General features: G+C 73.9%; 21 protein-coding genes, 1 tRNA gene and 1 other RNA gene. 8 read left to right on the top strand and 15 right to left on the bottom strand.

What is annotated here, in order from left to right; all coding sequences use genetic code 11:
• The first annotated feature begins 99 nt into the window (after positions 1-99).
• Positions 100-1,281 (top strand): IS701 family transposase, encoded by a 1,182-nt coding sequence (locus ACW14Y_RS22625; RefSeq protein ID WP_456983182.1) that lies wholly within the window; start codon positions 100-102, stop codon positions 1,279-1,281.
• 34 nt (positions 1,282-1,315) lie between these two features.
• Here ACW14Y_RS22625 and ACW14Y_RS22620 read toward each other — a convergent pair whose 3' ends face one another.
• Together ACW14Y_RS22620 and ACW14Y_RS22615 are read right to left on the bottom strand one after the other, a co-directional pair.
• Positions 1,316-2,545: a serine hydrolase domain-containing protein gene (locus tag ACW14Y_RS22620; RefSeq protein ID WP_456983180.1), complete on the bottom strand. Its 1,230-nt coding sequence runs from the start codon at positions 2,543-2,545 to the stop codon at positions 1,316-1,318.
• Positions 2,546-2,742: 197 nt separating this feature from the next.
• Complete coding sequence (locus ACW14Y_RS22615) at positions 2,743-5,523, bottom strand: AAA family ATPase (protein WP_456983178.1); 2,781 nt, start codon at positions 5,521-5,523, stop codon at positions 2,743-2,745.
• A 194-nt stretch (positions 5,524-5,717) separates the two neighbouring features.
• Between ACW14Y_RS22615 and ACW14Y_RS22610 the strand changes: the two genes are divergently transcribed.
• From ACW14Y_RS22610 to ACW14Y_RS22595, 4 genes are all read left to right on the top strand, one after another.
• Positions 5,718-6,095 (top strand): nuclear transport factor 2 family protein, encoded by a 378-nt coding sequence (locus ACW14Y_RS22610; protein ID WP_380310630.1) that lies wholly within the window; start codon positions 5,718-5,720, stop codon positions 6,093-6,095.
• A gap of 130 nt (positions 6,096-6,225) precedes the next feature.
• Positions 6,226-7,683: an MFS transporter gene (locus tag ACW14Y_RS22605; protein WP_456983176.1), complete on the top strand. Its 1,458-nt coding sequence runs from the start codon at positions 6,226-6,228 to the stop codon at positions 7,681-7,683.
• A 184-nt stretch (positions 7,684-7,867) separates the two neighbouring features.
• Positions 7,868-9,808 (top strand): S9 family peptidase, encoded by a 1,941-nt coding sequence (locus tag ACW14Y_RS22600; RefSeq protein WP_456983174.1) that lies wholly within the window; start codon positions 7,868-7,870, stop codon positions 9,806-9,808.
• A 13-nt stretch (positions 9,809-9,821) separates the two neighbouring features.
• On the top strand, positions 9,822-10,394 hold the full coding sequence (locus ACW14Y_RS22595) for a hypothetical protein (RefSeq protein WP_456983172.1): 573 nt from the start codon (positions 9,822-9,824) through the stop codon (positions 10,392-10,394).
• Between the two features lie 44 nt (positions 10,395-10,438).
• Here ACW14Y_RS22595 and ACW14Y_RS22590 read toward each other — a convergent pair whose 3' ends face one another.
• The 10 genes from ACW14Y_RS22590 to ffs form a co-directional block, all read right to left on the bottom strand.
• Positions 10,439-11,239, bottom strand: coding sequence for an SURF1 family protein (locus tag ACW14Y_RS22590; protein ID WP_456983170.1), 801 nt, complete (start codon positions 11,237-11,239; stop codon positions 10,439-10,441).
• 198 nt (positions 11,240-11,437) lie between these two features.
• A complete protein-coding gene (locus tag ACW14Y_RS22585) occupies positions 11,438-13,012 on the bottom strand; it encodes a hypothetical protein (protein WP_456983168.1) in 1,575 nt (524 codons plus the stop codon).
• Complete coding sequence (locus ACW14Y_RS22580; RefSeq protein ID WP_380300272.1) at positions 13,005-13,550, bottom strand: SigE family RNA polymerase sigma factor; 546 nt, start codon at positions 13,548-13,550, stop codon at positions 13,005-13,007. Before ACW14Y_RS22580 ends, ACW14Y_RS22585 begins: the two co-directional genes overlap by 8 nt.
• Before the next feature lie 363 nt (positions 13,551-13,913).
• The gene (locus tag ACW14Y_RS22575) at positions 13,914-14,981 is read right to left on the bottom strand and encodes an aspartate-semialdehyde dehydrogenase (RefSeq protein ID WP_456983166.1); all 1,068 of its coding nucleotides are present in this window, start codon (positions 14,979-14,981) and stop codon (positions 13,914-13,916) included.
• Positions 14,978-16,258 (bottom strand): aspartate kinase, encoded by a 1,281-nt coding sequence (locus ACW14Y_RS22570; protein WP_030392623.1) that lies wholly within the window; start codon positions 16,256-16,258, stop codon positions 14,978-14,980. The genes ACW14Y_RS22575 and ACW14Y_RS22570 overlap by 4 nt, the downstream gene beginning before the upstream one ends.
• A gap of 335 nt (positions 16,259-16,593) precedes the next feature.
• A complete protein-coding gene (locus tag ACW14Y_RS22565; protein WP_380300243.1) occupies positions 16,594-17,322 on the bottom strand; it encodes a DUF5063 domain-containing protein in 729 nt (242 codons plus the stop codon).
• Complete coding sequence (gene recR, locus ACW14Y_RS22560; protein WP_209417322.1) at positions 17,315-17,914, bottom strand: recombination mediator RecR; 600 nt, start codon at positions 17,912-17,914, stop codon at positions 17,315-17,317. Before recR ends, ACW14Y_RS22565 begins: the two co-directional genes overlap by 8 nt.
• A 221-nt stretch (positions 17,915-18,135) precedes the next feature.
• Positions 18,136-18,474, bottom strand: coding sequence for a YbaB/EbfC family nucleoid-associated protein (locus tag ACW14Y_RS22555; RefSeq protein ID WP_078879765.1), 339 nt, complete (start codon positions 18,472-18,474; stop codon positions 18,136-18,138).
• 58 nt (positions 18,475-18,532) lie between these two features.
• Positions 18,533-20,728 carry a DNA polymerase III subunit gamma and tau gene (locus ACW14Y_RS22550; protein WP_456983162.1) on the bottom strand — a complete coding sequence of 732 codons (2,196 nt, stop codon included), beginning with the start codon at positions 20,726-20,728 and terminating at the stop codon, positions 18,533-18,535.
• Between the two features lie 78 nt (positions 20,729-20,806).
• Positions 20,807-20,897: signal recognition particle sRNA small type (gene ffs / locus ACW14Y_RS22545), an RNA gene on the bottom strand.
• A gap of 133 nt (positions 20,898-21,030) precedes the next feature.
• On the opposite strand from ffs, the gene ACW14Y_RS22540 reads away from it, so the two are divergent.
• Positions 21,031-21,115, top strand: a tRNA-Ser gene (locus ACW14Y_RS22540).
• Positions 21,116-21,215: 100 nt separating this feature from the next.
• Here the strand turns inward: ACW14Y_RS22540 and ACW14Y_RS22535 are convergent.
• From ACW14Y_RS22535 to ACW14Y_RS22525, 3 genes are all read right to left on the bottom strand, one after another.
• A complete protein-coding gene (locus ACW14Y_RS22535) occupies positions 21,216-22,460 on the bottom strand; it encodes a tyrosine-type recombinase/integrase (protein ID WP_456983160.1) in 1,245 nt (414 codons plus the stop codon).
• Between the two features lie 13 nt (positions 22,461-22,473).
• On the bottom strand, positions 22,474-22,779 hold the full coding sequence (locus ACW14Y_RS22530; RefSeq protein WP_380390158.1) for a helix-turn-helix domain-containing protein: 306 nt from the start codon (positions 22,777-22,779) through the stop codon (positions 22,474-22,476).
• Positions 22,780-23,227: 448 nt separating this feature from the next.
• Positions 23,228-23,737, bottom strand: a complete 510-nt coding sequence (locus ACW14Y_RS22525) for a helix-turn-helix domain-containing protein (protein WP_380390156.1) — start codon at positions 23,735-23,737, stop codon at positions 23,228-23,230.
• Between the two features lie 407 nt (positions 23,738-24,144).
• Between ACW14Y_RS22525 and ACW14Y_RS22520 the strand changes: the two genes are divergently transcribed.
• Both ACW14Y_RS22520 and ACW14Y_RS22515 read left to right on the top strand, forming a co-directional pair.
• Positions 24,145-25,467, top strand: coding sequence for a DUF3631 domain-containing protein (locus ACW14Y_RS22520; RefSeq protein WP_456983157.1), 1,323 nt, complete (start codon positions 24,145-24,147; stop codon positions 25,465-25,467).
• A gap of 468 nt (positions 25,468-25,935) precedes the next feature.
• Positions 25,936-26,724 carry a DUF2637 domain-containing protein gene (locus tag ACW14Y_RS22515; RefSeq protein WP_380390152.1) on the top strand — a complete coding sequence of 263 codons (789 nt, stop codon included), beginning with the start codon at positions 25,936-25,938 and terminating at the stop codon, positions 26,722-26,724.
• Positions 26,725-26,736 lie beyond the last annotated feature (12 nt).

The following is a 26,736-nucleotide window of genomic DNA, read 5'->3' as shown; positions in this document are numbered from 1 at the left end:
GGTTCCGGGGCCCGGAGGGAAGTCGGAACAAAGCGATCGTTCACTATCCTCCCGAGGACGGCACCTCACGGCACCACACCACCCCGGGGAGCTCATCACATGGACGCCCAACCCCTCTCACCGGTCGGCGAAGCCGCCGTCTCCCGGTTCGCCGAGCTGGTGTTCGCCCATCTGGGCCGGACCGATCAGCGCCGCTGGGCCCGGGCCTATCTGCAGGGGCTGCTCGCGGCGCCCGGTCGCAAGTCCCTGGCCAACCTGGCCGCCAGCCTGGCCACCGGGCCGGCGGAGGCGGCCACCGTGTCGCTCTCGCTCCAGCAGTTCATCAACGGCAGCCCCTGGGACTGGCGTCCGGCCCGCCGGGTGCTCGCCGAGCTCGCCGCCGGTCCCCGCCCGGTGCGGGCCTGGACCGCCGCGCTGGCGGTCGTCCCCAAGCGCGGCGACCAGGTGGTGGGCGTCCATCGGCGGTTCGACCCGACGATCGGGCGGATCGTCAAATGCCAGGCGGCGAGCGGGCTCTTCGTCGCCACCGACCGGGACGCCGTCCCGGTGGACTGGTCGCTGCTGCTCGACCCGAGCTGGACGGACGACCCGCAGCGGCGCGCCCGGGCCCGGATCCCCGAGGACGTCGCCCCGCACCCGGCGGGCGACCTGCTGGTCGGGATGGTGGACCGGCTCGCCGCCCACCATCCGGTGGCGCCGCTGGTCGTCGGCCTCGACGCGGCGGACGACCCGATCCGGCTGGCCGCCGCACTCGCCCGCCGCTCCGTCCCGTACCTGCTGGAGGTCCGCGGCGGGCAGGCCGTCCGGCCGGTGCTCCAGGCCACCACGGGCCGGCACGGGCGGGTGCGCCAGGGCGCCGTGCCCGCCGAATCGCTGTTCCCCCGCTGGCGGTCGCGGACGGCGGCCGACACGGTGGCGGTGCTCCGCGGCACCCCCGTGCTGCCGCCCGGCCCGACGGCCGCACCGCCCTCGGGGGCATCGGCGGCGCCGGTGCACCGGCTGTGGGCGCGGTGCGACGGCGACGGCGGGCCGCGGCGGTACTGGCTGACCGATCTGGCCGAGGACGCCCCCGGCGTGCTCGCGCTGCTGGACGCCGCCTCGGCCACGCGGAGCACCGTGGACCGGCTCGGTTCGGACTTCGGACTGCTGGACTTCTCCGGCCGCTCGTACACCGGCTGGCACCATCACATGACGCTGGTCTCGGCCGCGTACGCGCTCGGCCGGGACCTGGCCGTCCGGGTCGGGGGGAGCACCGGGAGCGGCCTCCGGGACTCCGCCTAGCCGCCCGGTCACTCGGCCCGGGCGCTCGGCCCGGTCAGGCGTCGACGGCCTGGTAGACCGCGGTCCAGAAGTCGTGGATCAGGTGGGCCGAGTTCGGGACGGTCATCCCGACCTGGGTGAGCACGATGCCGACGAGCCCGTGCCGCGGGTCGGCGTAGGTGGAGGTGCCGCTGCCGCCGTCCCAGCCGAACTGGCCGACGGGGGCGTAGTCGCCGCGATAGGTCCGCACCGCCGAGCCGAGGCCCCAGCCGCCGTGCTGGCCCTGGCCGTACGACAGGTGCACGTTGTCCTTGGCCAGGGTCTCGCGCAGGGCGGTCTGCTCCGGGGTGAGGCGGTTGGTGGTCATCAGCTCGACCACCGGGCGGGAGAGGACGCGCTCGCCGCCGTGCAGGCCGCCGTCGAGCAGCATCCGGAAGTAGGCGTGGTAGTCGTCGACGGTGGAGACCAGGCCGCCGCCACCGCCGGGGAACAGCGGGGGCTTGCTCCAGCGGCCGTCCGCCGACTCGTCCCAGACGTGGAACTCGCCGGTCTGCGGGTCGGGGGCGTAGAGGGCGGGCAGCCGGTCGATCTTCTCGGCGGGCACGTGGAAGCCGGTGTCCGCCATGCCCAGCGGACCGAAGACCCGCTCGCGGAGGAAGCTCTCGAACGACCGGCCGGTGACCCGGGCGACGAGCACGCCGAGCAGGTCGCTGGCGATGTGGTACTGCCAGCGCTCACCGGGCTGGTGCATCAGCGGGAGCGTGCCGAGGCGGCGCAGCCACTCGTCCGGCTCCGGCATCGGCTGCGGCAGGTCGGGCGTGAGGCCGTTCTCGATGATCGCGCCCATGATCGGGCTGCCCAGCGCGGTGATGTCCATGCCGAGGCCGAAGGTGGAGGTCAGCACGTCCCGGACGGTGATCGGCCGCCGGGCCGGCACGGTGTCGTCGAGCGGCCCGTCGATGCGCTTGAGGACGCGGCGGTCGGCCAGCTCCGGCAGCCAGGTCTGCACGAGGTCGTCCAGCCGCAGCCGGCAGTCGTCGAGCAGGACCGCGGCGGCGGCCATGGTGACCGGCTTGGAGGTCGAGGCCATCCGGAAGATCGTGTCCCGGGCCATCGGTGCGCCGCCGTCGTGGCTCATGGTGCCGATGGCCTCGACGTGCGTCTCGTCGCCCCGGCCGATCAGGGCGACGACGCCCGGGACCCGGCCGGACTCGACGTGCCGCGTCAGCACCTCGCGCACCTTGCGCAGGCCCTCGTCGGTGAAGCCTCCGTTGCTGCTGGTCATGGTGACCCTCCCCGTCCCGTGGTGTTCATGAATTTCCGAACGCTCAAGAAGCTACATTGCGTTCACAGGTTCGTCAACGACGATGGAGGGTGAAAGGCTGCAAATCATGGGCCGATGGGGTCTTTCGTTGCAATGGACCTGAAGTCGAAAGGCAATGCCGGGCCGCGACCTCCGTTGCAATGGAGTCGAGGGAAAGGTCAGGCCCGGAGGACCGCCGCAAGCTCCGTCCGCGAGGCGATCCCCAGCTTCGGATAGGCCTTGTAGAGGTGGTGCCCGACGGTCCGCGGGCTGAGGAAGAGCTGCGCGGCGATGTCCCGGTTGGTCAGCCCCCGGGCCGCCAGCCGGGCGATCTGCAACTCCTGCGGGGTGAGCGCCGTCAGCGCGCTCGCGGCGACGGCCGGGGCCGGGGCGGCGGTGCCGGTGGCGGTCAGTTCGGCGCGGGCGCGGTCCGCCCAGGGTTCGGCGCCGAGCCGCTCGAAGGTCTCCAGGGCGGCGCCCAGATGCGGGCGGGCGTCCGTACGCCGGCGCTCCCGCCGCAGCCACTCGCCGTACAGCAGGGCGGTGCGGGCGCGTTCGAACGGACGATGGACGCCCTCGTGCAGGTCGAGGGCCGCCAGGTACGCGGATTCGGCGAACTCGTCCGGCCCGAGCAATGCCTGGCAGCGCAGCCGCAGGGCCTCCGCCCAGGGCGTCCCGGCCGCGCCCGCCCAGCGGGCGAAGCGCTCGTACGGCTCGGCCGCCCGCTCCGGTTCGCCCAGCCGGACGGCCGCCTCGACCAGGTCGGGAACCGCCCGGGTGGCACCGACATGGTGCCGGTACGGCCCGGTGGTGAGCGCGTGCAACCGGTCGGCGGCCGCCGCCGCGCGGCCCCGGCCGAGGTCCAGCAGGGCGAGCGCCCAGTGCGCCCACGGCTCCCCGGCGGCGGGCGCGGCCGAACCGGGGACCAGCGCCGCCGCGGCCAGCTCCGCGCACCGCCCGTCGTCCCCCGCGAAGGCCGCCACACAGGCCAGCAGCGAGGCGAGTTGGCTGGTCCACTGGGCCTGGCCGGTGTCCCGGGCGAGCGCGAGGCCCTCCGTCGCCGTCACCTCGGCGTCGCGGTGCCGACCGTGGAACAGCTCGGCCTCGGCGAGGAAGAACTGCAGCGTCGGCAGCACCCCGACCGTGCCCTTGGCCCGGGCCTCGGCCGTGAGTTCGGCGGCGAGCTCCAGCGTCTCGTGGTCCCGCCCGAGGACGAGGGTGGCGCCGCACAGCTGCACCAGGTCGACCGGGCTCTCCGCCCCGGCCTTCCGGGCCGCCGCCGCGGTGGCGCGGACGTCGGGCAGCGGGTCGGCCGGACGCCCCAGCGCGGGCAGCACGGCGGCCGGCAGGTGCCGGGCCAGCGGGGCGAGCGGCTCGTCCGCGCCCAGCGGCAGAGCGGCCAGCCGGTCGAGCACGGTGGCCACCGGCTCCTCACCGACGTACCAGGCGGCATGGAAGGCCTGGAGCAGCATCCGGGCCGCGTGCGCGGGTTCGATGTCGGTCGCGGCGGCGTCCAGCAGCAGCCGGTACGCGGCCGGGTAGGCGCCGCGCCAGAAGTGCGCGACGGCCCGGACCTGGTCCAGCAGCGCGTGCGCGAAGACGCTGTCGGTGCGCGCGCCGGCCCGCTCCGCGAGCGCCTCGGCCAGCTCCAACTTGCCTTCCTCGGTGGCTGCTTCGGCGGCCAGCACGAGGCGCCGGGTGGCCCCGTCGCGGTCCGGGGTGAGCCCGGCGGCGCGCTCGTACGCGGCGGCCGCGCCGCCGTGGGCGCCCCGGGCCTCGGCCCGGGCGGCGGTCCGTTCCAGCGCGTCGGCGAGTCCGGCGTCGGGCGCGGTGGCGGCGAGCGCGAGGTGCCAGGTCCGCCGGTCGCCCTCCTCCAGCGCCTCGCCGAGCGCCCGGTGGGCGGCCAACCGCTGCTGGAGCGGGGCCCGTTGGAGGACGGCCGCGCGCAGCAGCGGGTGCCGGAAGGCGAACCGGCGGTCGGCACCGACGGTGACCAGTCCGGCCCGTTCGGCGGGCTCCAGCGCGTCGGCGCCCGCACCGAGCGCCGCGGCGGCGGCCAGGACGACGTCCAGCGCGCCGTTCTCCTCGGCCGCGGCGACCAGCAGCAGGGTCTGGGTCGCGGGCGGCAGCCCGGTGACCTGGCCGTGGAAGGCGATCCGGAGCCGACTGGTGAGGGCGAGTCCACCGGAGGCCAAGTCGGCTTCGCCGGAGGGCAGTTCGACGAGGGCCAGCGGATTCCCGGCGGCCTCGGCGAGCAGCCGCCGACGGGCCGGGCCGGTGAGGGGCGCGCCCGTACGGTCGTCGAGCAGGCGGACGGCGTCCGGCTCGGCCAGGCCGGTGAGCCGCAGCTCGGGCAGGCCGGCCAGCGGTCCGGCCGTCGCACCCGGCCGGGCCGGGCCGTACGCCCCCGCACCCTCCGCCCCGTCGGCGGCCACCCCACCGACGTCCGCCCCGGCCCCCGTGTCACGGGCGGCGAGCAGCAGGGCGACACCCTCGGCCCGGAGCCGGCGCGCCGCGATCAGCAGGGCGTCCAGCGAGGAGCGGTCGAGCCACTGCACATCGTCGACCACGCACAACAGCGGCCGCTCGGAGGCGAGTTCGGCGAGCAATCCGAGCGTGGCCAGCCCGGCGAGCAGTCGGTCGGTACCACCGGTCGCCTCGCCGAGCCCGAACGCGCTCTCCAGTGAACGCCGTTGCGGTCCCGGCAGGGCGTCCAGCCGGTCCAGGCCGGACGCCAGCAGCAGGCTCAGCCCGGCGAAGGGGAGTTCGGCCTCGTACTCGACGCCGGTCGCCCGGACCACCCGGAACCCGTCACCGGCCGCCGCCACCGCGTACTCCAGCACAGCCGTCTTGCCGATCCCCGGCTCGCCGCGCAGCAGCAGCACGCCACTGCGACCGCCGCGCGCCCCGTCGAGCAGCGCGTCGACGGCGGCCCGCTCCCGTTCCCGCCCGTACAGCATCCCGGTCCCCTCCCCCGCAGGCCCCGCGCCCTGCGGATTCGACCCTACTGGCGCCCACCCCGGTCACCCCTACCGGTCACCCCTACCTATCCGTGACTGATTCGCCCGTCGCCCGCCGTCCGTAGGTTCTGGACCAGCGGGGAACGGCCCGCCGACCACCGCACCAACCACCGCACCGGACAAGGGAGAAGACCATGACCGCCAACCTGCCCACCGACCTCGGACAGCTCGCCGCCCGCTACCTCGCCGCGTGGAACGAGACCGACCCGGCCGCCCGCCGGAAGCTGATCGACGAGGCCTGGGCCGAGGACGGCCGCTACACCGACCCGCTGGCCGCCGTCACCGGGCGCGAGGGCGTCGACGCGCTGATCGGCGCGGCGCAGGGGCAGTTCCCCGGCCTGGTGTTCACCCTCGGCCCGGTCGACGCCCACCACGACATCGCACGTTTCACGTGGAACCTCGGCCCGGCCGGGGAGGAGCCGCTGGTCATCGGCTTCGACGTGCTGGTCGCCGACGCGGAGGGCCGGATCGCCTCGGTCCACGGCTTCCTCGACCGCGTGCCCGGCGCCTGAGCCGTCGGCGCCCTCCCACCGCCGGAAGTACCCCCGGGGCGGGCGACCCGTGCGCCCGCCCCGACCCCGGGCCGGAACTCCCGCCCCGCCCGCCGCACGCACTCCCGCCGCACACCCACCGGAGCAGACCTTGTCCAGCACCCTGACCTCCCGCAGCACCACCCCGGCGACCACCCCCGCCACCACCCCGGCGACCACCCCGACCGCCGCCCCCGCCGCCCCCGCCCCGCGCGGCCTGCTGCCGGTCCTGCTGACCGCGACCTTCATGACCGCCCTCGACGTCTTCGTCGTCAACGTCGCCATCCCCTCCCTCCAGGCCGACCTGAGAGCCGGCCCCGCCGCCGTCCAATGGGTGGTCGCGGGCTTCGGCCTCGCCCTCGCCGTCGGACTGATCACCGCCGGCCGGCTCGGTGACCGGTACGGCCGCCGCCGGATGTTCGGCCTCGGCCTGGCCCTGTTCACCCTGGCCTCGGCCGCCTGCGGCCTGGCCCCGACGGCGGGCACCCTGGTCGGCGCCCGGATCGCCCAGGGGCTGGCGGCGGCGCTGATGGGCCCGCAGGTGCTGGCGATCCTGCGGACCGCGTACAGCGGCGCGGCCCAGGCCCGGGCGTTCGCGATGTACGGGCTGACGATGGGGCTCGGAGCGGTGTTCGGCCAGCTGATCGGCGGTGTGCTGATCCGCGCCGACCTGTTCGGCCTGGACTGGCGCAGTTGCTTCCTGCTCAACCTGCCGGTCGGTCTGGCCGCCCTGGCCCTGGTGCGGCGCTGCCTGCCCGAGTCGCGCGCCCCGCACCGGCCGGGTCTCGACCCGGTGGGCGTCGTACTGGTCACCCTCGCCCTGACCGGCCTGGTCCTGCCGCTGATCCAGGGCCGCGAGAGCGGCTGGCCGCTGTGGACCGGACTCTGCCTGGGCGGCGCTGCGGCGCTGCTCGTGCTCCTCACCGTCCACCAGCACCGGCGCGGGCGGTCGGGCGGCTCGCCGCTGGTCGACACCCGGCTGTTCCGGGACCGCGCGTTCACCACCGGCCTGCTCGCCCAGCTGGCCTTCTGGCTCGGCCAGGCCTCGTTCTTCCTGGTGCTCGCCCTCTACCTGCAGCCGGGCCTCGGCCTGGACGCGCTCGGGGCGGGCCTGGTCTTCACCGCGATCGGCCTCGGCTACCTGCTGACCTCCACCACCGCGCACCGGGTGGCCGCCCGGCTCGGCCGGCAGGCGATCGCGCTGGGCGGGCTGCTGATGGCCGCCGGGCTGGGCCTGCTCGGGCTGGCCGTGCACCTGGCGGGCACCGCCGGCGGCGTCTGGTGGCTGGCCCCGGGCCTGTTCGTGGACGGGCTCGGGATGGGGCTGGTGATCGCCCCGGTGACCTCGCTGGTGCTGGCCGGCGTCGAACCCCGGCTGGCCGGCTCGGCCGCGGGTCTGGTGGCCACCGTCCAGCAGGTCGCGGGGGCACTCGGGGTCGCGCTGATCGGCATCCTCTACTACGGCGCCGCCGACCCGGCCACCGCCTTCGGGCGCAGCCTGGCGGCGCTGGCGGTCCTGGAGGTGCTGCTGGCGGGCCTGGTCCAGCTGCTGCCCCGCCGGACGGGGTGAGCGGGTCGGAAGGACCGGGACCACAGGTACGACAGGTACGACAGGGAGGACAGGGAGGACGAGGAGAACAGGAACGACCGGAAGGACCTGCGGGAACGGGGGTGGGGAGGGCCGTACCGGTCCTCCCCACCCCCGTTTCCCCGTCCCGTTCCGTTTCCTCGCCCCGATCTGGTTGGGTGGGTGGATGAGCGAGGAGAAGAGCGCCGTTCCGGCGTGGGAGCAGCGGTTCAGGGCGGCACGGGTCTCCCTGCCGGACTGGGCCGAGGACGCCCCCGACCGGGCGCTGTACGTGTCCAACTCCAGCGGTACCTACGAGGTCTACGCCTGGGACCGCGCCACCGACACCCACCGGCGGGCCACCGACCGCCCGAACGGCACCACCGATGCCGAGCTGTCCCCCGACGGCGAGTGGATCTGGTGGTTCGACGACAGCGACGGCGACGAGTACGGCGTCTGGCGCCGCCAGCCGTTCGCCGGCCGCCCCGAGGGCGCCGCCGGTCCGGACGAGGAGGCCGTCCCCGGCCTGGCCCCGTCCTACGAGGCGGGTCTCGCCCTCGGCCGCGACGGCACCGTGGTGGTCGGCCGGTCCACCGACGAGGACGGCACCACCCTGCACCTGCGCCGCCCGGGCGCGGCCGAGGCCGTCGAGATCTACCGGCACGCCGAGTACGGCGGCGTCGGCGACCTGAGCCACGACGGCACCCTGCTGGCCATCGACCACACCGAGCACGGTGACGCCATGCACGGCGCGATCCGGGTCGTCCGCCTCTCCGGCGACGGAACCGCCGGGCCCGGCGACGACGCCACCGCCCCCGGTGACGCCACCACCGACGCCACCGCCGTCCCCACCGTCGCCGAGCTGGACGAGGTCACCGGCCACGAGCACCCGCGCGGGGTCGCCTGCCTGGGCTTCGCGCCCGTCGACGGCGACACCCGGCTGCTGGTCGCCCACCAGCGCACCGGCCGCTGGGAGCCGATGATCTGGGACGTCGCGACCGGCAAGGAGACCGCCCTGGCGCTCCGCGACGAACAGGGCCGCGAACTGCCCGGCGACCTCTCCGCCCAGTGGCGCCCCGGCGCCCGGGCGCTGCTGATCGAGCACGAGTACGAGGCGCGCAGCGAGCTGTTCTCCTACTCCCTGGACGACGGCGTGCTCACCCGACTGGACACCCCGCGCGGCACGGTCGGCGGCGCCACCCCCCGCCCCGACGGCACGGTGGAGTTCCTCTGGTCCTCCGCCGCCGACCCGTCCGCCGTCCGCTCCACCGCCGGCACGGTCGTGCTGCGCGCGCCCGGCAACGTCCCGCCCGGCTCGGTGCCGGTCGAGGACGTCTGGGTGGACGGGCCGGGCGGCCGGGTGCACGCGCTGGTCCAGCGTCCGGCCGGGGCGGGCGAGGGTCCGTTCCCGACCGTGTTCGAGATCCACGGCGGCCCGACCCACCACGACAGCGACTCCTTCGCCGCCGGGCCGGCCGCCTGGCTGGACCACGGCTTCGCGGTGGTCCGGGTCAACTACCGCGGCTCGACCGGCTACGGCCAGGCCTGGACGGACGCGCTGCGCGAGCGGGTCGGCCTGATCGAGCTGGAGGACATCGCGGCCGTGCGCGGCTGGGCGGTGGAGAGCGGACTGGCCGACCCGGACCGGCTGGTGCTGGCCGGCGGCTCCTGGGGCGGCTACCTCACGCTGCTCGGGCTCGGCGTGCAGCCCGAGCTGTGGAGCCTCGGCGTCGCCGCCGTTCCCGTCGCGGACTACCTGACCGCGTACGACGACGAGATGGAGGCGCTGAAGGCGATCGACCGCACGCTCTTCGGCGGCACCCCCGAGGAGGTGCCGGAGCGCTGGACCGCCTCCTCCCCGCTGACGTACATCGACCGGGTCGCGGTGCCGGTCTACATCAGCGCCGGGGTCAACGACCCGCGCTGCCCGATCAAGCAGATCGACAACTACGTCGAGGGGCTGGAGCGGCTCGGCAAGCCGCACGAGGTGTACCGGTACGACGCCGGGCACGGCTCGCTGGTCGTGGACGAGCGGATCAAGCAGTTGCGGTTGGAGATCGACTTCGTCCGCCGGCACCTCGGCGGCCTGCCGGTCGGCGAGAATCGGGCGGACACCGAGAAGCAGTGAACGGGGGACACGGGTGAGACGCCTGCTGACGATCCTGGGGGCGGGGGTGGCCGGGGCACTGGTGCTCACCGGCTGCTCGGGGCAGGACGGCGGTGACGGCGGCGGGAGCGCGGCCTGTCCGCCGGCCGTGTCGCCGTCCTCCGCCGCGCCGTCGTCCTCGCCCGTGTCTCCCCCGCCGGCCGCCGTCGTTCCGCCGGCGGCCACCTCGGCGGCGGTGAAGGCCGCCTTCCGCACGGCGGTGGCCGCGGGCGGGGAGGAGGGCGGCGTGGTGCTGCTCGCCAAGTCGGGCTCGAAGGGGTCGAAGAGCTCCAAGAGTTCGAAGAGCGGCCGCACGACGCGTCACCACACCGACCGGTACGACTCGGACGACGACTCCAACGGCAGCGGCAACAACAACGGCCGCCGGTGCGACAACCCGCCGCCGACCGCCTCGCCGTCACCGACCGCCTCGCCGACGCCGTCGGGCACGGTGTCCTCGCCCTCGGGTACGGCGGTGCCAGCGGCGCCGTCCGGCAAGGCACCGTCGCCGGTACTGCCGTCCAAGCCGGCGGCACCGGCCGTGCCACCGGCGAAGCCCACCCGCTGACGAAGACGGCGGCGCCCCCGATCACCGGGGGCGCCGCCGGTCGGTCAGTCCAGGACCGGGTCCAGTCCGAGCGCCCGGTCCTGCTCGGCCTCCGCCTCGCGGCGCAGCAGCCGGAACCACATGAAGACCACGAAGCCGCCGAAGACGAACCACTCCAGCGTGTAGCCCAGGTTCTGGAACGCCCGCAGCGAGAGGCCGTCACCGCCCTGCGGCTGGACGGTCGGCACCGGGGTGAGCCCCTCCGGCGCGACGTCGGCGGACACCCAGCCGTCGTACCAGCCGTCGAGGGCGAGCTTGTTGACGAGGGCGGCACGGTTGATGGTGCCGAGCTGTCCCTCCGGGAGGCCGCCGGCCACGGCGCCGTTGCTGCCGCTGGTCTCGCCGGCCTGGAGCCGGCCGCCGAGGGTCACCTCGCCGGTGGGCGCGTCCACCGGCGCACCGGGCGCGGACGCCCCGGCCGGCGGTGTCCCGGGTGCCCAGCCGCGGACGACCGCGACCGTCCGGCCGTCGGCGGTGCGCAGCGGGGTGAGCACGTAGTAGCCCTGCCGGCCGTCCAGCTCCCGGTTGGGGACCAGCAGCTGGTGCGCCGGGTCGAAGGTGCCGGTGACCGTCACGGCGCGACCGACGGTGTCGGTGGTGACCTGCGGTCGGTCGGCGGCGAGCAGTTCGCCGAGCGGACGGGGCGCGCCGGAGTCGTTCACGGCGCGGCTGATCTCCTGGTGGGAGGAGACGCGGTCCTCGAACCGGCCCAGCTGCCAGGAACCGAGCCAGACGCACACCGCCACGGCCGCCACGGCCAGGGCGGTGCCGCTCAGCCAGCGCGGGGTGAGGAGAAACCGGTACACACCCCCCACGGTAACCACTCCTCACACTCCGCCCGTCCCCAGGCCCCCACCTCGGGCCGGGAAGTCGGACCCGCCGACTTCCCGCGCGCGGCTCCGACCGGGCGGAACGGCCGCGCGGTCGGCCCTCGGACGTCGCCCCGCGAACATCACCTCACGGACGTCACGGACGTCACCCCGGCCGACGTCAACCCGCAGACGTCACCCCGCCGACGGCGAGGCGCCGGGCGCCGGGGCCTGGCCGTCCGGCACGACGGCCCTCGGCGCGGTGCGGTAGACCGTGCCCGCGCAGGCCTCGGCCAGGACGATCCGGGCCGCGGCCGGATTGCCCGGGGCCGGCGTGTACGCCAGGGTGACGCTCGACGGGACCCGGCTCGGACCGGGCGCCGGGGTGGCGGACGGGCTCGGGGTCCCGGTGCTCCCCCCGGTGGTCGAGCCGCTCGGCTGCGGGGCCGTGCTCGGCGACCCGGTGGGACCGACCGCCGGAGCCCCCTCGGTGGCCCCGCCCGCCCTGCTCACCTCGCTCGCGCCGACGGGAGCACCGGTCGACGTCCCGGGCCCGCCCGACCGGCCGCCCGCCGCCGCGACACCGGCGGCACCCGGCCCGGAGCCACCGCCCGTGCTCGCACCCGTACCGGACCCGGAGCCCGAACCCGAGCCGGAACCCGAACCGGAGCCCGTGCTGCTGGGGCCGCCCGCCCCGGGAAGCGCGCCGCCCCCGCCCGTCCCCGGGCCGCCGGTCGCGCCGCCGTCACCCGCCGCGGACCCGGTGGCACCGCCACCGGTCGCACCGCCGCCACCGGTCGCACCGCCCGCCGCACCGCCGCCGGTCGAGCCCGCTCCCCCGGAACCGGCCGAGGGGCTCGGTGAGGTCGTCCCTCCGGCGACGGGACAGCCCGCCGGATCCGGGATCCAGGCGATGTCGACCCGGTAGACCGCGCGCGGCGCGAGGACGAGGCCGTTGCTCCCGGCGTCGGCCCCCGTCGCGGGGCCGGCCGAAGGTCCGGGCGCGGGCAGACCGGTCGCCGGGTCGCCCGCGGTGTGGAAGGCGATCCGGATCCGCCCGGAGTCCGCCCCCGTGCTGCCGGCGCTGCCGGTGGCTCCCGTCCTGCCCGTGACCGTGACCGATCCGGGCCCGCCGAGCCGGCAGCTGCGTCCGGAGACATTGGTCATCGTGAAGGAGCCGTAGACCCGGCCGTCCGCGTCCGGGGCGCCGAGCTGCGCGGTGCCCTGTCCGAGGTCGGCCCGGGTGCACAGCGCCAGGACCGGGTTGTCGGCCCCGCCGCCGGTGGTGGTGGGGCTCGGGTCGAAGGTGCCGGGCGGCTGACCGGTGCTGCTCTGCCCGGCGCTCGGCTCGCTGCCAACACTGCCGGACGGGCTGCCGGGAACGGTCGAGGTCCCGCTGTCGGGGACCGGCGGCCGGTGCGCGCCGCCGCTGCCTCCCCCGGGGAGGGTGCCGGCGACGCTCGGGGAGACGCTGCCGCTCCCCGCGCCGGACGAGCCGGGACCGCCGGACAGGCCGAGGTGGTCGGTGGTGTGCAGGGCCGGCAGGAGGAAGGAGGCGACCACGGCCACGGCGGCGGCGCCGGTCCAGGCCCCGCGCCGGGCGGCCCTCCGCCGCGGCACCGCCCGCCGGATGCGCTGGAGTCCGCCGGGGTCCGGCTGCACCCCGGCGACCGCCCGCAGCATCAACTCCCTCACCAGCCGCTCGTCCTGACCGGCCGACGCTGGGGATCCCCCCCGGCCGCCGTCACCCGTCCGACCGTCCTCAGCCATGCCCGGCCTCCATCTGGACCCTCAGCGCGGCAAGCCCCCGTGAGCCGTACGCCTTCACCGAACCGAGCGAGATGCCGAGGGTCTCGGCGACCTGCGCCTCCGTCATGTCCACGAAGTAGCGCAGCACCAGCACCTCCCGCTGACGGCGTTGCAGACCCCGTAGCGCGACCTTCAACTGGTCCCGCTCCAGCGCATCGTAGGCGCCTTCTTCTGCACTGGCCATGTCAGGCATCGGCTTCGGCAGCAGCCGCAGCCCGAGGATCCTGCGCCGCAGCGTCGACCGGGACAGGTTGACCACGGTCTGCCTCAGATAGGCGAGGGTCTTCTCCGGTTCCCGCACCCGCCGCCTGGCCGCGTGCACCCGGATGAAGGCCTCCTGGACCACGTCCTCACAGCTCGACAGATCGTCGAGGAGCAGCGCGGCCAGCCGCAGCAAGGAGCGGTAGTGCGCCTGATAGGTCTCGGTGAGCAGGTCCTCGCTGGTACCGGCAGCGATACCGGCGCCAGGCCCCGCGGCACCGGGTGCAACTGCCGTCATCTGGCTTTCTTCCGGCCTATCCGCAGGCCACTGGACACGCGACGGGAACGTCACCGCGGCTGCCGCCGAGATGCCCGCCCCTGCCCCCACCATCACGTTCGCCACGCCCGTTGGACACTCGATCCCCTGTCATGGTTGCCCGGCCCCACGCACATTCTCGCGCATGGGCCGAACGCCCCTCCAGGGAATTCGGCGAGGATTCGTCAAGCAGTCCGCGAACAAACCGCGCAGACTCCGGGTGGACGGGCGGACCCGGCCCGCTCCGACACCGTCCGCGCCCGTCCCGGCACCCTCGGCATCCGGCCCGGCGCCCGCCCCGGAACGGCCGGCACCGGAACGGCCGGCACGCTCGGCCGGCTCGGCCTAGGTCGCCGCGGCCCCGTCGGCGATCTCCCGCGCCACCAGCTCGGCGATCTGAAGGGCGTTCAGCGCCGCGCCCCGGCGCAGGTTGTCGCCGCAGAGGAAGAGGTCCAGCGCGTTCGGGTCGTCCAGGGCGCGCCGCAGCCGGCCGACCCAGACCGGGTCCGTCCCCACCACGTCGTTCGGCGTCGGGAACTCGCCCGCCGCAGGGTCGTCGTACAGCAGCACCCCGGGGGCGTCGCGGAGGATCTCGTGGGCGTGCTCCTGGGTGACCTCGCGCTCGAACACCGCGTGCACGGCGAGCGCGTGGGTGCGCACCACCGGGATCCGCACGCAGGTCGCCGAGACCTTGAGCCCGGGCAGGCCGAGGATCTTGCGGGACTCGTCGCGCACGGTCCGCTCCTCCGACGACCAGCCGCCGTCGGTCAGCACACCGGCCCACGGCACCGCGTTGAGCGCGAGCGGGGCGGCGAACGGTCCGTGGTCGGCGATCACCGCCCGCAGGTCGCCGGTCTGTTCGCCGACCTCGGTGCCGGCCACTTGGGCGAGCTGGGCGCGCAGCGTGTCCGTGCCGTCCCGGCCGAGCCCGGAGGCGGCCTGGTAGGAGGCGACCACCAGCGACTCCAGGCCGTACTCGGCGTGCAGGGCGCCGATCGCCGCGAGCATGGTCAGGGTGGTGGAGTCCGGGCTCGCCACGATCCCGCGCGAGCGCATCCGGACCGCGGCCGCGTTGACCTCGGGCACCACCAGGGGGACGGCGTCGTCCAGCCGGAACGCGCCGGAGTTGTCGACCACCACGACGCCCTTGGCCGCCGCGATCGGCGCCCAGCGCGCGGAGATCTCCTCGGGGACGTCGAACAGCGCGACGTCCACCCCGTCGAAGAGCTCCTCGGACAGCGGGAGCACCTCGACGGCCTCCCCGCGCACGACCGCCTTGCGGCCGGCCGAGCGCGGGGAGGCGGCGAGACGGATCTCGCCCCAGATGTCCTGGCGGAGGGAGAGCAGGCCGAGGAGCACCTCGCCGACCGCGCCGGTGGCGCCGACGACGGCGAGGTTCGGCCGCCGGGTCATCGCCCGGTGCCCCCGTAGACCACGGCCTCGTCCGTCTCACTGTCCAGCCCGAAGGCGGAGTGGACGGCCTGCACGGCCGCGTTGACGTCGTCGGCGCGGGTGACCACCGAGATCCGGATCTCCGAGGTGGAGATCAGCTCGATGTTGACGCCGGCCGCGGAGAGCGCCTCGAAGAAGGTCGCCGTGACGCCCGGGTTGGAGCGCATGCCCGCGCCGACCAGCGAGATCTTGCCGATCGCGTCGTCGTAGCGGAGCGACTCGTAGCCGATGCCCTCCCGGACCCGGTCGAGCGCGTCGATGGCCTTCTGGCCCTCGGCCTTCGGCAGGGTGAAGGAGATGTCGGTCAGACCGGTCGACGCCGCCGAGACGTTCTGCACGACCATGTCGATGTTGACCTCGGCGTCGGCGATGGCACGGAAGATGCGCGCCGCCTCGCCCGGCTTGTCGGGGACGCCGACGACCGTGACCTTGGCCTCGGACGTGTCGTGGGCGACTCCGGAGATGATGGCCTGCTCCATCTCGCCCCCTTCGGGCTGGTGCGGGTTGTCGTTGCTGACGATCGTCCCGGGAAGACCCGAGAACGACGAGCGTACGTGAATCGGGATGTTGTAGCGCCGGGCGTACTCCACACAGCGGTCGAGCAGCACCTTGGAACCGGACGAGGCCAGCTCCAGCATGTCCTCGTAGGCGATCCAGTCGATCTTGCGGGCCTTCTTCACCACGCGCGGGTCGGCGGTGAACACGCCGTCCACGTCGGTGTAGATCTCGCAGACCTCGGCCTTGAGGGCGGCGGCGAGGGCGACGGCGGTGGTGTCCGAGCCGCCCCGGCCGAGCGTGGTGATGTCCTTGCTCGACTGCGAGACGCCCTGGAAGCCGGCCACGATCGCGATGTTGCCCTCGTCCAGGGCGGTGCGGATGCGGCCCGGCGTCACATCGATGATGCGCGCCTTGTTGTGGACGGAGTCGGTGATGACGCCGGCCTGGCTCCCTGTGAACGACTGCGCCTCGTGGCCCAGGGATTTGATCGCCATGGCCAGCAGTGCCATGGAGATGCGCTCTCCAGCGGTCAGCAGCATGTCGAACTCGCGGCCGGCGGGGAGAGGTGACACCTGCTCCGCGAGTTCGATGAGCTCGTCCGTCGTGTCGCCCATCGCGGACACCACGACGACGACCTCATGGCCGGCCTTCTTGGCGTCAACGATTCGACGGGCCACGCGCTTGATGCCCTCGGCATCCGCAACGGATGAGCCGCCGTACTTCTGCACGACAAGGCCCACGTGCGCTCCTCGACTTGTGTCGTTTCCGGGGGCCCTCGGCCCCCGCACCCCCGGGTGGCGGGGGCTGTGCGGTCGGCGCCAGTCTACCGAGCGGGGGTGCCCCGACCTCCGCTTTCCATATGATGAGACACACGTTTCGGCAGGTGAGCGGGGGTGCGGATACCGCCACCGGCAGGTCTGCGGGCGGGCGTCCGCCGTTCCGAAGAATCGGCGGACGAAGGGACGGCCGCCCCGGGGTTTTCCGTCCGGTGGCCGGGAGTGAGGTTTCCGTCACACTCCCGCCGCCGGGGGCCCCGGGCGGCTCGTGCCCCTCTGTCCCGCGCCTTCGGGTGGCGTCAGTGGCCCAGACCGAGTTCCGCCGCCATCAGGTCACCGGCCTGCTGCTCCAGCTGCTCGTCGGTGAGCCCGTCGTTGTCGGTGTCCGCCCCGTCCGGCGCCGCCCCGATCGGGCTGTCCAGCCGGACGTGCGCGATCAGCGACTGCAGCGCCCGCAGGACGGCCGTGCAGGTGGTGCCCCAGTTGGACAGGTAGGAGAACTGCCACCACCAGAGCGCCTCGCTGACCCGGCCCTCGCGGTAGTGGGTGAGCCCGTGCTGCAGCTCGCTCACCACCCCGGCCAGGTCGTCCGAGATCCGGAACGCGCTCGGCTTCTCCGGCGGGCCGTACGGGTCGAAGACCTCGTGGTAGACGTCGATCGGCGCGAGCAGCACCGCCAGCCGCTCCCGCAGCTGCTCGCCGTCCGGCTCCGGACCGGCGTCGGGCTCGAACCGGTCCTCCGGGACGACGTCCTCGATGGCGCCCAGCCGGCCGCCGGCCAGCAGCAGCTGCGAGACCTCCAGCAGGAGGAGGGAGACGGCGCTGCCGGGTTCGTCACCCTTGGCGACCTCGGTGACCGAGAGCACGAAGCTCTCCACCGAGTCCGCGATCTGCACCGCGAAGTCGTCCGGCTCCGAGCCGTGGGCGTGCGTGTGCGGAGGGTGCGGCACCTGCGCGGTGTCCCGCTCCTCCTCCGGCCCGGCCTGATGGGGCGCGTGGGGCTGCTGGTTGATCGTCCGGTCAGACATCGAGCAGTCGTCTCCCTTCGAAGGCGCGACCGAGTGTGACCTCGTCCGCGTACTCCAGATCCCCGCCGACGGGCAGGCCGCTCGCCAGGCGGGTCACCTTCAGGCCCATCGGCTTGCACAGCCGGGCCAGGTAGGTGGCGGTCGCCTCCCCCTCCAGATTGGGGTCGGTGGCCAGGATCAGCTCGGTGACAGTGCCGTCCGCCAGGCGTGCCAGCAGCTCGCGGATCCGCAGATCGTCCGGGCCGACGCCCTCGATCGGGCTGATCGCGCCGCCCAGCACGTGGTAACGGCCGCGGAACTCCCGGGTGCGCTCGATGGCGACGACGTCCTTGGACTCCTCGACCACACAGATGACCGCGAGGTCGCGGCGCGGGTCCAGGCAGACCCGGCACTGCTCGGCCTCCGCGACATTGCCGCAGACGGCGCAGAACCGGACCTTGTCCTTGACCTCCAGCAGCGCGTGCGCCAGCCGGCGGACGTCGACCGGGTCGGCCTGCAGGACGTGGAAGGCGATCCGCTGCGCGCTCTTGGGCCCGACGCCGGGCAGCCTGCCCAGTTCGTCGATCAGGTCCTGAACCACGCCCTCGTACACGTCGCGCCTTCCCTCGGGTTGGACCGGTGGCACCCGCGCGGGGTGCTCCGGTGCCATCATCCAACGAATCGGACGCCGGGCGCATCGCCCGACGCCCGACTCCCGCATTAATCACACAGGTCCGTTGTCCGAACTCCGGACCCGACCGTCCGCCCCGTACGCTCCGGTGTCCCGGTCCGTACCCGCTGTCACGGGCGGGGCGCCACGCTCGCGAGCCACCGTCAGAACGGCAGACCCGGGATCCCGCCGCCGAGGCCCTGGGTCAGCGGGCCCATCCGCTCGGCCTGCATCTTCTGCGCGGCCTGGTTGGCGTCCCGGACGGCCGCCAGCACGAGGTCGGCCAGCGTCTCGGTGTCCTCCGGGTCGACGGCGGCCGGGGCGATGGTCAGCGCCACCAGCTCGCCGGAACCGGTCACCGTCGCCTCGACCAGGCCACCGCCCGCCGAACCGCTCACCTTGGCCTCGGCCAGCTCCTGCTGCGCCTGGGCGAGGTCCTGCTGCATCTTCTGCGCCTGCTTGAGCAGCGCCTGCATGTTGGGCTGGCCACCACCGGGGAACACGGCTCACTCCTTGCGTTCGGTCCGCTCCTGCTACGTCCTCGACGAGCCTACGTGCTGCTCAGTTGCCACCGTGCCGGATCTCCTCCAGCACCGTGGCGCCCAGCTCGCGGATGATCAGCTCCTGGCCGGAGAACACGTCCTCGTTCAGATCGGGGTCGTCCTCCTCCGGCACGTCGTCCTCCGGGGCCACCCCCTGCGCCGGGTAGGCCGGGTACGCCGGGGACGGCGAGGGCGGGGCCTGGACGGGCGGCGGCACCGGCGCGACCGGCGCCGGGGCCGGCGCGGCGACCGGACGGGGCGCCGGAGCGGGCGCGGCTGCGGGAGCCGGCGCGACGGGCGCCATCTGGGGCGCGGGCGCCGCCGGACGCGCCGGTGCGGCACCCCAGCCACCCCCGCCGCCACCGCTCGGGGCCGCGGCACCGGCGGAGCCGCCACCGGGGCCACCCGCGCCACCGGACGGGTCGACGATGCACTCGACCCGCCAGTCCACGCCGAGCGCGTCCGCCAGCGCGGCCCGCAGCACGTCGTCGCTGTTGCTGCTCACGAAGCTGTCGCGGGCACCGGCGTTGATGAACGAGACCTGGAGCACGCTGCCGTCGAATCCGGCCACCTGGCCGTTCTGGCTGAGCAGGATCCAGGTGAACCGGCGCCGGTTCTTCACCGCCTCCAGGATCTGCGGCCACAGCTGCCTGACCTGGCCCGCGCCCTGCTGCGCCGCCGCCGACGGCTGCCCGCCGGACGCCGCAGCGGGGGCATGAGCGGGAGCCGGCGCCGGAGCCACCGGGGCTGCCGTCGGAGCGGGCTGCGCGGGGGCCGGGGCGGCCACAGGGGCCGGGGCCTCCGCCGCGGGCGCCTCCCCGGCGGGCGGGAAGCTGCGCTTGATCGGCCACGCCCCGGGTGCCGGGCCGGCCGGCTGCGCGGGGGCGGGGGTGGGAACGGGCGCGGGCTGCATCGGGGCCGGGACCTGCGGCGCGACCTGCGGCATCTCGGACACCGCCGGCGCCACCGCCGGTGCCTGCACCGGCTGGGCCATCGGCGCCGCCGCCACCGGACCGCCGGGCACGGCGACACCGCCGGCCACGGCGAACCCACCGCTCGCGGCCCGCCGCTCCAGCTTGTCCAGCCGCGCCTGCAAGGACAGCTCGTCGCTGTACGCGCCCGGCAGCATCACCCGGGCACAGATCAGCTCCAGCTGGAGCCGGGGCGCCGCGTTGCCACGCATCTCCGTCAGCCCGGTGTTGACGAGGTCCGCCGCCCGGCTCAGCTCCGCCGCCCCGAACGCGTCCGCCTGCGCCTGCATCACCGCGATCCGGTCCGCCGGGGCGTCGATCAGCCCCTTCTCCCCCGCGTCCGGCACTGTGGCGAGGATCACCAGGTCGCGCAGCCGCTCCAGCAGGTCCGCGACGAACCGGCGCGGGTCGTGACCGCCCTCGACCACCCGGTCGACCACCTGGAACACCGTCGCCCCGTCGTGCGCGGCGAACGCGTCCACCACCTCGTCCAGCAGCGCCGAGTCCGTGTACCCGAGCAGCGACGTGGCCATCCCGTACGTCACACCGCCCTCGGCGGCGCCGGCCAGCAGCTGGTCCATCACGGACATCGAGTCACGCACCGAACCGGCGCCCGACCGCACCACCAGCGGGAACACGGAGTCCTCGACCTGGATCCCCTCCCGGCCGCACACCTCCGCCAGGTAGTCCCGCAGGGTGCCGGGCGGCACCAGCCGGAACGGGTAGTGATGGGTCCGGGACCGGATCGTCCCGATCACCTTCTCCGGCTCGGTGGTGGCGAAGATGAACTTCAGATGCTCCGGCGGCTCCTCCACCACCTTGAGCAGCGCGTTGAAGCCGGCCGAGGTCACCATGTGCGCCTCGTCCAGGATGAAGATCTTGTACCGGCTGTGCACCGGCGCGAAGAAGGCCCGCTCCCGGAGGTCGCGCGCGTCGTCCACACCACCGTGCGAGGCCGCGTCGATCTCGATCACGTCGATCGACCCGGGCCCGCCCGTGGCGAGGTCCGTGCAGGACTGGCACTCACCGCACGGCGTGGGCGTCGGCCCCTGCTCGCAGTTCAGACAGCGGGCCAGGATGCGGGCACTCGTCGTCTTGCCGCAGCCGCGGGGGCCGCTGAACAAGTACGCGTGATTGACCCTGTTGTTACGCAGGGCCTGCTGGAGCGGAGCGGTCACGTGATCCTGCCCGATGACCTCCGCGAAGGTCTCCGGGCGGTAGCGGCGGTACAGGGCTAGGGACACACCCCCGACGATATCGGGACGGACCGACAAACGCGTCGCCCCTCGACGCCCCGCGCCCCACCGGCCCCCCGGGAACGCAAAGACCCCTCGCGCACCCGCCAGAGCCCTCCTACCCTTGCTGCCTTCCGGCCCTGGGGGAGTTCAGAGAGTTAGCGCCACACGAGGGGCTGGCCCCCACACTACCGGATCCCGGCCCCACCCCTCCACCACCACCCCGCCCCACCATCCGCAGGCCACCCCCGCTTCCGACCTACGGGATACGTGGTCGCGAGCACCCCAAAACATGTACTAAGCTCTCCCACGGAGGATTCGCCTAGTGGCCTAGGGCGCACGCTTGGAAAGCGTGTTGGGGGCAACCCCTCACGAGTTCGAATCTCGTATCCTCCGCCTTTGCCTAGCAAGGCAGTTGAAGGCCCCGACCGGGTTTCCGGTCGGGGCCTTCTTCATGTCGTGGTCTCAGTTTTGGTCTCAGTTGGGGTTCTGGGCCTCAGGCGGCGTCTTCGCCGGCGTCCTCTGGGCCAGATCCGACGTCGCCCCACAGAGCCGCGCCGATCTTCCTGCCGACGTCGTTCAGCATCGGCTCGGTGACGTGCTGGTAGCGCTGGGCCATCGAGGTCGAGGACCAGCCCATGATCGCCATTACGATCCGCTCCGGCACGCCGAGCAGGAGCAGGACGGTCGAGGCGGTGTGGCGGGCGTCGTGGAGGCGGCCGTCACGGATGCCGGCCTCGCGCAGGAGACGCTTCCAGTGGTGGTAGTCGGTGCTGGGGTTGAGCGGCTCGCCGGTCTCCGAGGTGAAGACGTAGCCCTTGTCCGTCCAGAGGTCGCGCGCGAGGGCCCGCTCGCGGTCCTGCTCCTCCTTGTGCTGCCGGAGGATCACGACGAGCGGCTCGGGCAGCGGCACCGCGCGTCGCCCGGCTCGGGACTTGGTGTCCTTGGTCTCGCGCCGGATCGGCTCCTTCTTCGGGCAGAAGCCGGGCTTGCGCCCGCAGCGGTCGCCGCAGCCGTGCCGGTACTTGGGCCGCAGTCGGCCGCGCTTGACCCAGGCGACGCCTCGGGTGAAGTCGATGTCCTTCCACTGGAGCCCGAGCACCTCGCCCTGACGCAGGCCGAGGGCGAGCGCGAAGATCCAGCGGGCGGAGTTGCGGCGCTTGCGCGCCGTGTCCATGAGCGCCTGGACCTCCTCGATCTCGAACGGCTCGACCTCCTCCTCTTCGAGCTTCGGGGCCTTGGCGATCGTGGCCACGTTGCGGGTGAGGTGGTCGCGCCGCAGAGCCTCGCCGAGGGCGACACGGATGGTGCGGTGGGCCTGGTGGGCGGTACCGGCGGCGCTGCCGGCGGCCTGCATCTTCTTGTAGAAGCGCTCCAGGTGCTCGGGCTCCAGCTTCTCCAGGCGGTGCGCGCCGAGGCCGGGGACGAGGTGCACGCGGACAGCGACCTCGTATCCGGCGTATGTGTTCTCGCTGACGGTGCCCGGCACGATCTCCTTGATCCAGTGGGTCAGCCACTTGCCGACCGTCCACTTCTGGCCAGCCTTGGGCACGGTGCCGTTGTCGCGCAGCTTCTCCAGCTTGCGGACCTTGGCCGTGACCTCGGGGCGGGTCTTGGCGCTGACGTGGCGGCGGTCGGGGGTGCCGTCGTCCTTGACCCCGACCGTGACGCGGCCGTGCCAGCGGCCATCGCTGCCCTGGTAGATCGAGGAGTCGCCGTTGGGCTTGCGGGTGTTCGCCATTCGGTTCCCCCGCTCAGGCCGCGAGCGCGACGGTCGAAGGGGCAGCCTGCGTACGGGCGGCCACGTACTCCTTGAGCGCCTCGGCGGGCACTCGGCGGAGACGGCCGATCGTCACGGACGGGACTTCGCCGGAGGCGACCAGGGCGTACATGGTCGTCCGGCCGACGCCGAGACGACGGGCGGCTTCCTCCACGGTGAGGGCGACGAGCGTCGGGTCCGGCACCTCCGTGCCGCAGCTGGCGACGAGGGCGAGGAGCTGGTGCTCCGTGAGGCCGATTGCGCCGGCAAGGCGCGCGAGGGACAGGGGCGTTTCAGGCATAGGTGTTCCTCCCAGCGGCGCGGGGCAACGCGCCGCCGTGGCGACTGTTGGGATGGGCGGTGGGTTGATGGGCTGCCGGGCGGCCCTCGACGTTCGTAGCGCCGGGGGACGGGCAGCGGGGTAGGTGGTGGGCGGGGCGGGCACACTACGGCGGTCTCGGCTCGGGGCCTAAAACGATCTTGGACGCATGGGCCGGGTCGAGCGTTTTAGGTTGCGAGCCGGGTCGCGGCGATGATGCTCCGCGAGGCCGTCGATCCCGAGCTGGGGCGGCCCTCAGCGTTCGTAGCGCCGAGGGTCGGGCAGCGGGGTGGTGGGCGGGACGGGCACACTACGGCGGCCCCGGCCGGAAACGAAAAAAGATCTTGGGCGCGTGCGCCGGTCTGGCCTTTTTAGGATTCCGGCCGGGTCGCGGCGAGGATGCCCCAGGCGGCGAGCTGGGCGGGCTCGCTTACCGGTCGGCCGAGGGGTCCTTGCGGAGCGGGTCCCACTGGGAGCTGGGGGCCGGGTACCAGGTGGGCTCGGCGCCGGAGGGGCCGAGGTCGACGCCTTGGGCTTCGAGCCGTTCGGCGATCTCCTCGTAGGTGCGCAGGGCCTCGTCGTACCGGGCCTTGGCGGCCTGTTCGAGGTCGTGGGCGGTTCTCCACTCCTGCTCGGCCTTCTCGACGGCGAAGCCTGCTTCCTGCAGCTCGTAGTCCGGTTCGTCCGGGCCGGCCACGGCTTCGGTCATGAAGTTCGCCGGCGGGACGCTGAGTGCCTTGGCCAGGCCGATCACCTCGTCGAAGCGGACCGGGCGGGTTCCGTTCTCGATCTTGGCGACCTGGGTCTGGTGGAACTTGAAGCCGAGCCGGGTCATGCGTTCGGCCACGTCCTCCTGGGAGAGGCGGGCGGCCTTGCGCAAGACCTTCAGGTTGTGGGCCACGAGGGCCTCGCCCTCCAGGGCCTTGTACCGATGCACCATGGGGTTGACCATATCAACCTCCTTCCGATTGCGAGCAGGCGCGGCGCGACGACAGGAGTGACTGTAGCAGCATGAAAAGCCCAACCGCCAAGCGGTTGCCTGGACCTTCACGAAACCTTCACGAATCAGTCCAGCCAGCAGAAATGCCGAGAGAGGTTGAGATTGCCATGCGTGAATCGCTTGACTGGAGCCGATATCCCGCTACGTTCGACCATGCCAGCATGAAACTACCAACCGAGAAGAGGTTAAGCCGGGTCGGGCGCCAGCCCGAATGCCCCCAGGAAAACGCGAAGCCCCCGGCGCTACGAACACCGGGGGCTGATCGAAAACCTCGCCACCGCCCATCCCAGGACAGTCGACCTACGGCGGACCGGGTTGCCCCCCGGAGCCGCCGAGTGAGGATCTCCATGACCGAGGTTACTGCCTCCCAGCCCCACGCCACACCCCTCCCAGCGGACAAGCCCGCCGTCGCATGGCCGCCCGTGGCCAAGGCCGGCGAGCCCGGCACCTACCTGCCCGCCCAGCAGCCCGTCGTGTCCACAGCCTGTGGACACGACGCCGAGGCGGCGCCTGCCGAGCCCACCGTCCCGGACGGGACCGACCTGATGCCCGACACCGAGGTGACCGAGGGCGCCGACCTGCTCGCGCAGCTGAGGGCCCTGATCGCGAAGTTCGTGATCCTTCCCTCCGGGCAGGCCCTGGACGCCGCCACGCTGTGGGTCGCCGCGACCCACCTGCAGGGCTCGTGGCAGCACGCCCCGCGCCTGGCCGTGGTCGGCCCGGCAAAGCGCTGCGGCAAGTCGCGCCTGCTCGACGTGCTCGCCGAGACGGTCCACCAGGCGATGCTGACGGTGAACTCTTCTCCGGCCGCCATCTTCCGCTCGATCAGCGAGGAGCCGCCCACCCTGCTCGTGGACGAGGCGGACACGATCTTCGGCAGCCCGAAGGCGGCGGAGAAGAACGAGGAGATGCGTGGCCTGCTGAACGCCGGGCACCAGCGCGACCGGTACGTGCTGCGGGTGGTCGGCAACGACCACACCCCTCGCCAGTTCCCCACCTTCGCCATGGCGGCCATCGCCGGCATCGGCGACCTCCCCGACACGATCATGGACCGCTCGATCGTGATCCGCATGCGCCGCCGAGCCGAGGGCGAGCGCGTCGCGCCGTACCGCACCGCGCGAGACCGCCCCGCCCTGCACGCGATCCGCGACAAGATCGCCCGCTGGACCGCACCCCTCGCGGACCAGGCCCTCCACCTGGAGCCGAGCATGCCGGTCGAGGACCGCGCCGCCGACACCTGGGAACCCCTGGTGATCATCGCCGACCTCGCCGGAGGACCATGGCCCCGCCTGGCCCGCCAGGCGTGCAAGCGCATGGTCGACGCCGAGGTCCAGACCGAGGAGGACAACCCCGGCGGCGCGCGGATCCTCGCGGACATCCGGCGGATCTTCCACGCCGCCGGTGAGCCGGACAGCATCGCCACCGACCAACTGCTGTTCAACCTCAACGGCGACCCCGAGGCCCCCTGGGCCGAGACCAGCCGAGGCGGGCTGACCCCGCGCGGCCTCGGCGCGATGCTCCGCGAGTTCGGCATCTCCTCCGGCAACGTCCGCATGCCCGACGGAACCCAGCGCAAGGGCTACCTGCGCAACAAGTTCCTCGACGCCTGGCGGCGCTACTGCCCCGCAGTCCACCCCGTGAACGCCACCGCAGCGGGCAGCAGAGGCTGACCACCCTCCCCGAAATGCCGTCCCTGCCGTCCCTGCCGTAAAACCGCAAGTCACCGCACCTGCCGCCAAGACGGAACGGCACCCCAAGACGGCAACGGCATCCGCACCAAGACGGATCAGGCCCCATGCCAAGACGGCAGCCGTCCACTCCCGCCAGCGCCCGCCGCCGCCCCCGTCCGGGGCGTGAGCGGCGGGCCCGGTGGCGGGACGGGAAACACATCCGTCTTGTGCCGTCCCAGCCGTCCCTGCCGTAAAACCGCAGGTCAAAGGCCATGCCTCCGGGACGGATACAAGCCCCAAGACGGATACCGCACCGGCCTGAACCCGAGCTCCGCCGCGTCCAAGGCACCACCCGGGCAGCCGAATCCGCCCCAGCCCACAGACCGTCCCGCAGCACCAAGACGGCAAGACGGCAAAGACGGCAATCCCACAAACCACCACCGCCCGACCCGCGAGGACCACTTCCGCATGACCTCCACCACCCCACCGCGTCTGCCCCGCCCGGACGCCGTCCTCGTACAGGCCGCCATCGCAGGCGCCCTGTCCTTCGCCCACCTCCACGACATCGCCGAAGCCGCCGGACAACACGGCTGGAAAGCCTGGGCCTACCCCGTCTCAGTCGACCTGCTGCTCGTCGCCGCCTGGCACCGCATGCGAACCCTGCGCACCACCGGCCGCCCCGCCGGCACCGCCTGGACCTGGTTCGCCATCGCCCTGACCGCCTCCCTCGGCGCCAACGTCGCCACCGCCGGCCTCCTCGACCTCGCCCACGTCCCCGCCTGGCTACGGATCCTCGTCGCCGGATGGCCCGCCCTCGCCTTCTTCGGCGGCACCCTCCTCGCCCACAACACCACCGCCACCGACCCGAAGCGCGCCGATGGCGAACTCCCGCTCCGCGAAAACCCCGAGCCTGCACCGGCAACCGAGTCCGCACCGGTGACGGACGCGGAGCAGGGCGACCTGCCCGCCGACGAACCGGTGCTTGAGCCCGACGACGACGTCCGGCCCGACAGCCGGGAACCGGTGGTGGGCACCAAGCGCACCGGCCGCAAGCCCGCCGCCTCGATGGACGAGCTGGCCGAGATCGTCCGGCCTGCCGTCCAGGAGCACGGCCCCACCCAGGCCGTGATCAGGACAGTCCTGCGCGAGGCCGGCATACCCATCGCCAGCGACCGCCTCGGCAAGCTGACCCAGCGCTTCAAGGACGAAGAGGCCAGGCAGCAGGCCGCCGCGCAAGCCAGCGCCTCGGCGGCCTGAGGCCCGCGCCGC

The sequence above is a fragment of the Kitasatospora sp. cg17-2 genome (assembly GCF_054031055.1).
Note: the sequence above shows the minus strand (reverse complement) of the source record. Positions and strands in the feature narration are given on the sequence as shown.

What these genes read in the sequence shown, in the direction of transcription:
- ACW14Y_RS22520 (WP_456983157.1), top strand. Translation starts at nt 24,145, where the DNA reads ATGACCGAGGTTACTGCCTCCCAGCCCCACGCCACACCCCTCCCAGCG.
- ACW14Y_RS22515 (WP_380390152.1), top strand. Translation starts at nt 25,936, where the DNA reads ATGACCTCCACCACCCCACCGCGTCTGCCCCGCCCGGACGCCGTCCTC.
- ACW14Y_RS22620 (WP_456983180.1), bottom strand. Translation starts at nt 2,545, where the DNA reads ATGACCAGCAGCAACGGAGGCTTCACCGACGAGGGCCTGCGCAAGGTG.
- ACW14Y_RS22625 (WP_456983182.1), top strand. Translation starts at nt 100, where the DNA reads ATGGACGCCCAACCCCTCTCACCGGTCGGCGAAGCCGCCGTCTCCCGG.
- ACW14Y_RS22535 (WP_456983160.1), bottom strand. Translation starts at nt 22,460, where the DNA reads ATGGCGAACACCCGCAAGCCCAACGGCGACTCCTCGATCTACCAGGGC.
- ACW14Y_RS22575 (WP_456983166.1), bottom strand. Translation starts at nt 14,981, where the DNA reads ATGACCCGGCGGCCGAACCTCGCCGTCGTCGGCGCCACCGGCGCGGTC.
- ACW14Y_RS22565 (WP_380300243.1), bottom strand. Translation starts at nt 17,322, where the DNA reads ATGTCTGACCGGACGATCAACCAGCAGCCCCACGCGCCCCATCAGGCC.
- ACW14Y_RS22580 (WP_380300272.1), bottom strand. Translation starts at nt 13,550, where the DNA reads ATGACGGCAGTTGCACCCGGTGCCGCGGGGCCTGGCGCCGGTATCGCT.
- ACW14Y_RS22530 (WP_380390158.1), bottom strand. Translation starts at nt 22,779, where the DNA reads ATGCCTGAAACGCCCCTGTCCCTCGCGCGCCTTGCCGGCGCAATCGGC.
- ACW14Y_RS22615 (WP_456983178.1), bottom strand. Translation starts at nt 5,523, where the DNA reads ATGCTGTACGGGCGGGAACGGGAGCGGGCCGCCGTCGACGCGCTGCTC.
- ACW14Y_RS22610 (WP_380310630.1), top strand. Translation starts at nt 5,718, where the DNA reads ATGACCGCCAACCTGCCCACCGACCTCGGACAGCTCGCCGCCCGCTAC.
- ACW14Y_RS22525 (WP_380390156.1), bottom strand. Translation starts at nt 23,737, where the DNA reads ATGGTGCATCGGTACAAGGCCCTGGAGGGCGAGGCCCTCGTGGCCCAC.
- ACW14Y_RS22600 (WP_456983174.1), top strand. Translation starts at nt 7,868, where the DNA reads ATGAGCGAGGAGAAGAGCGCCGTTCCGGCGTGGGAGCAGCGGTTCAGG.
- ACW14Y_RS22585 (WP_456983168.1), bottom strand. Translation starts at nt 13,012, where the DNA reads ATGGCTGAGGACGGTCGGACGGGTGACGGCGGCCGGGGGGGATCCCCA.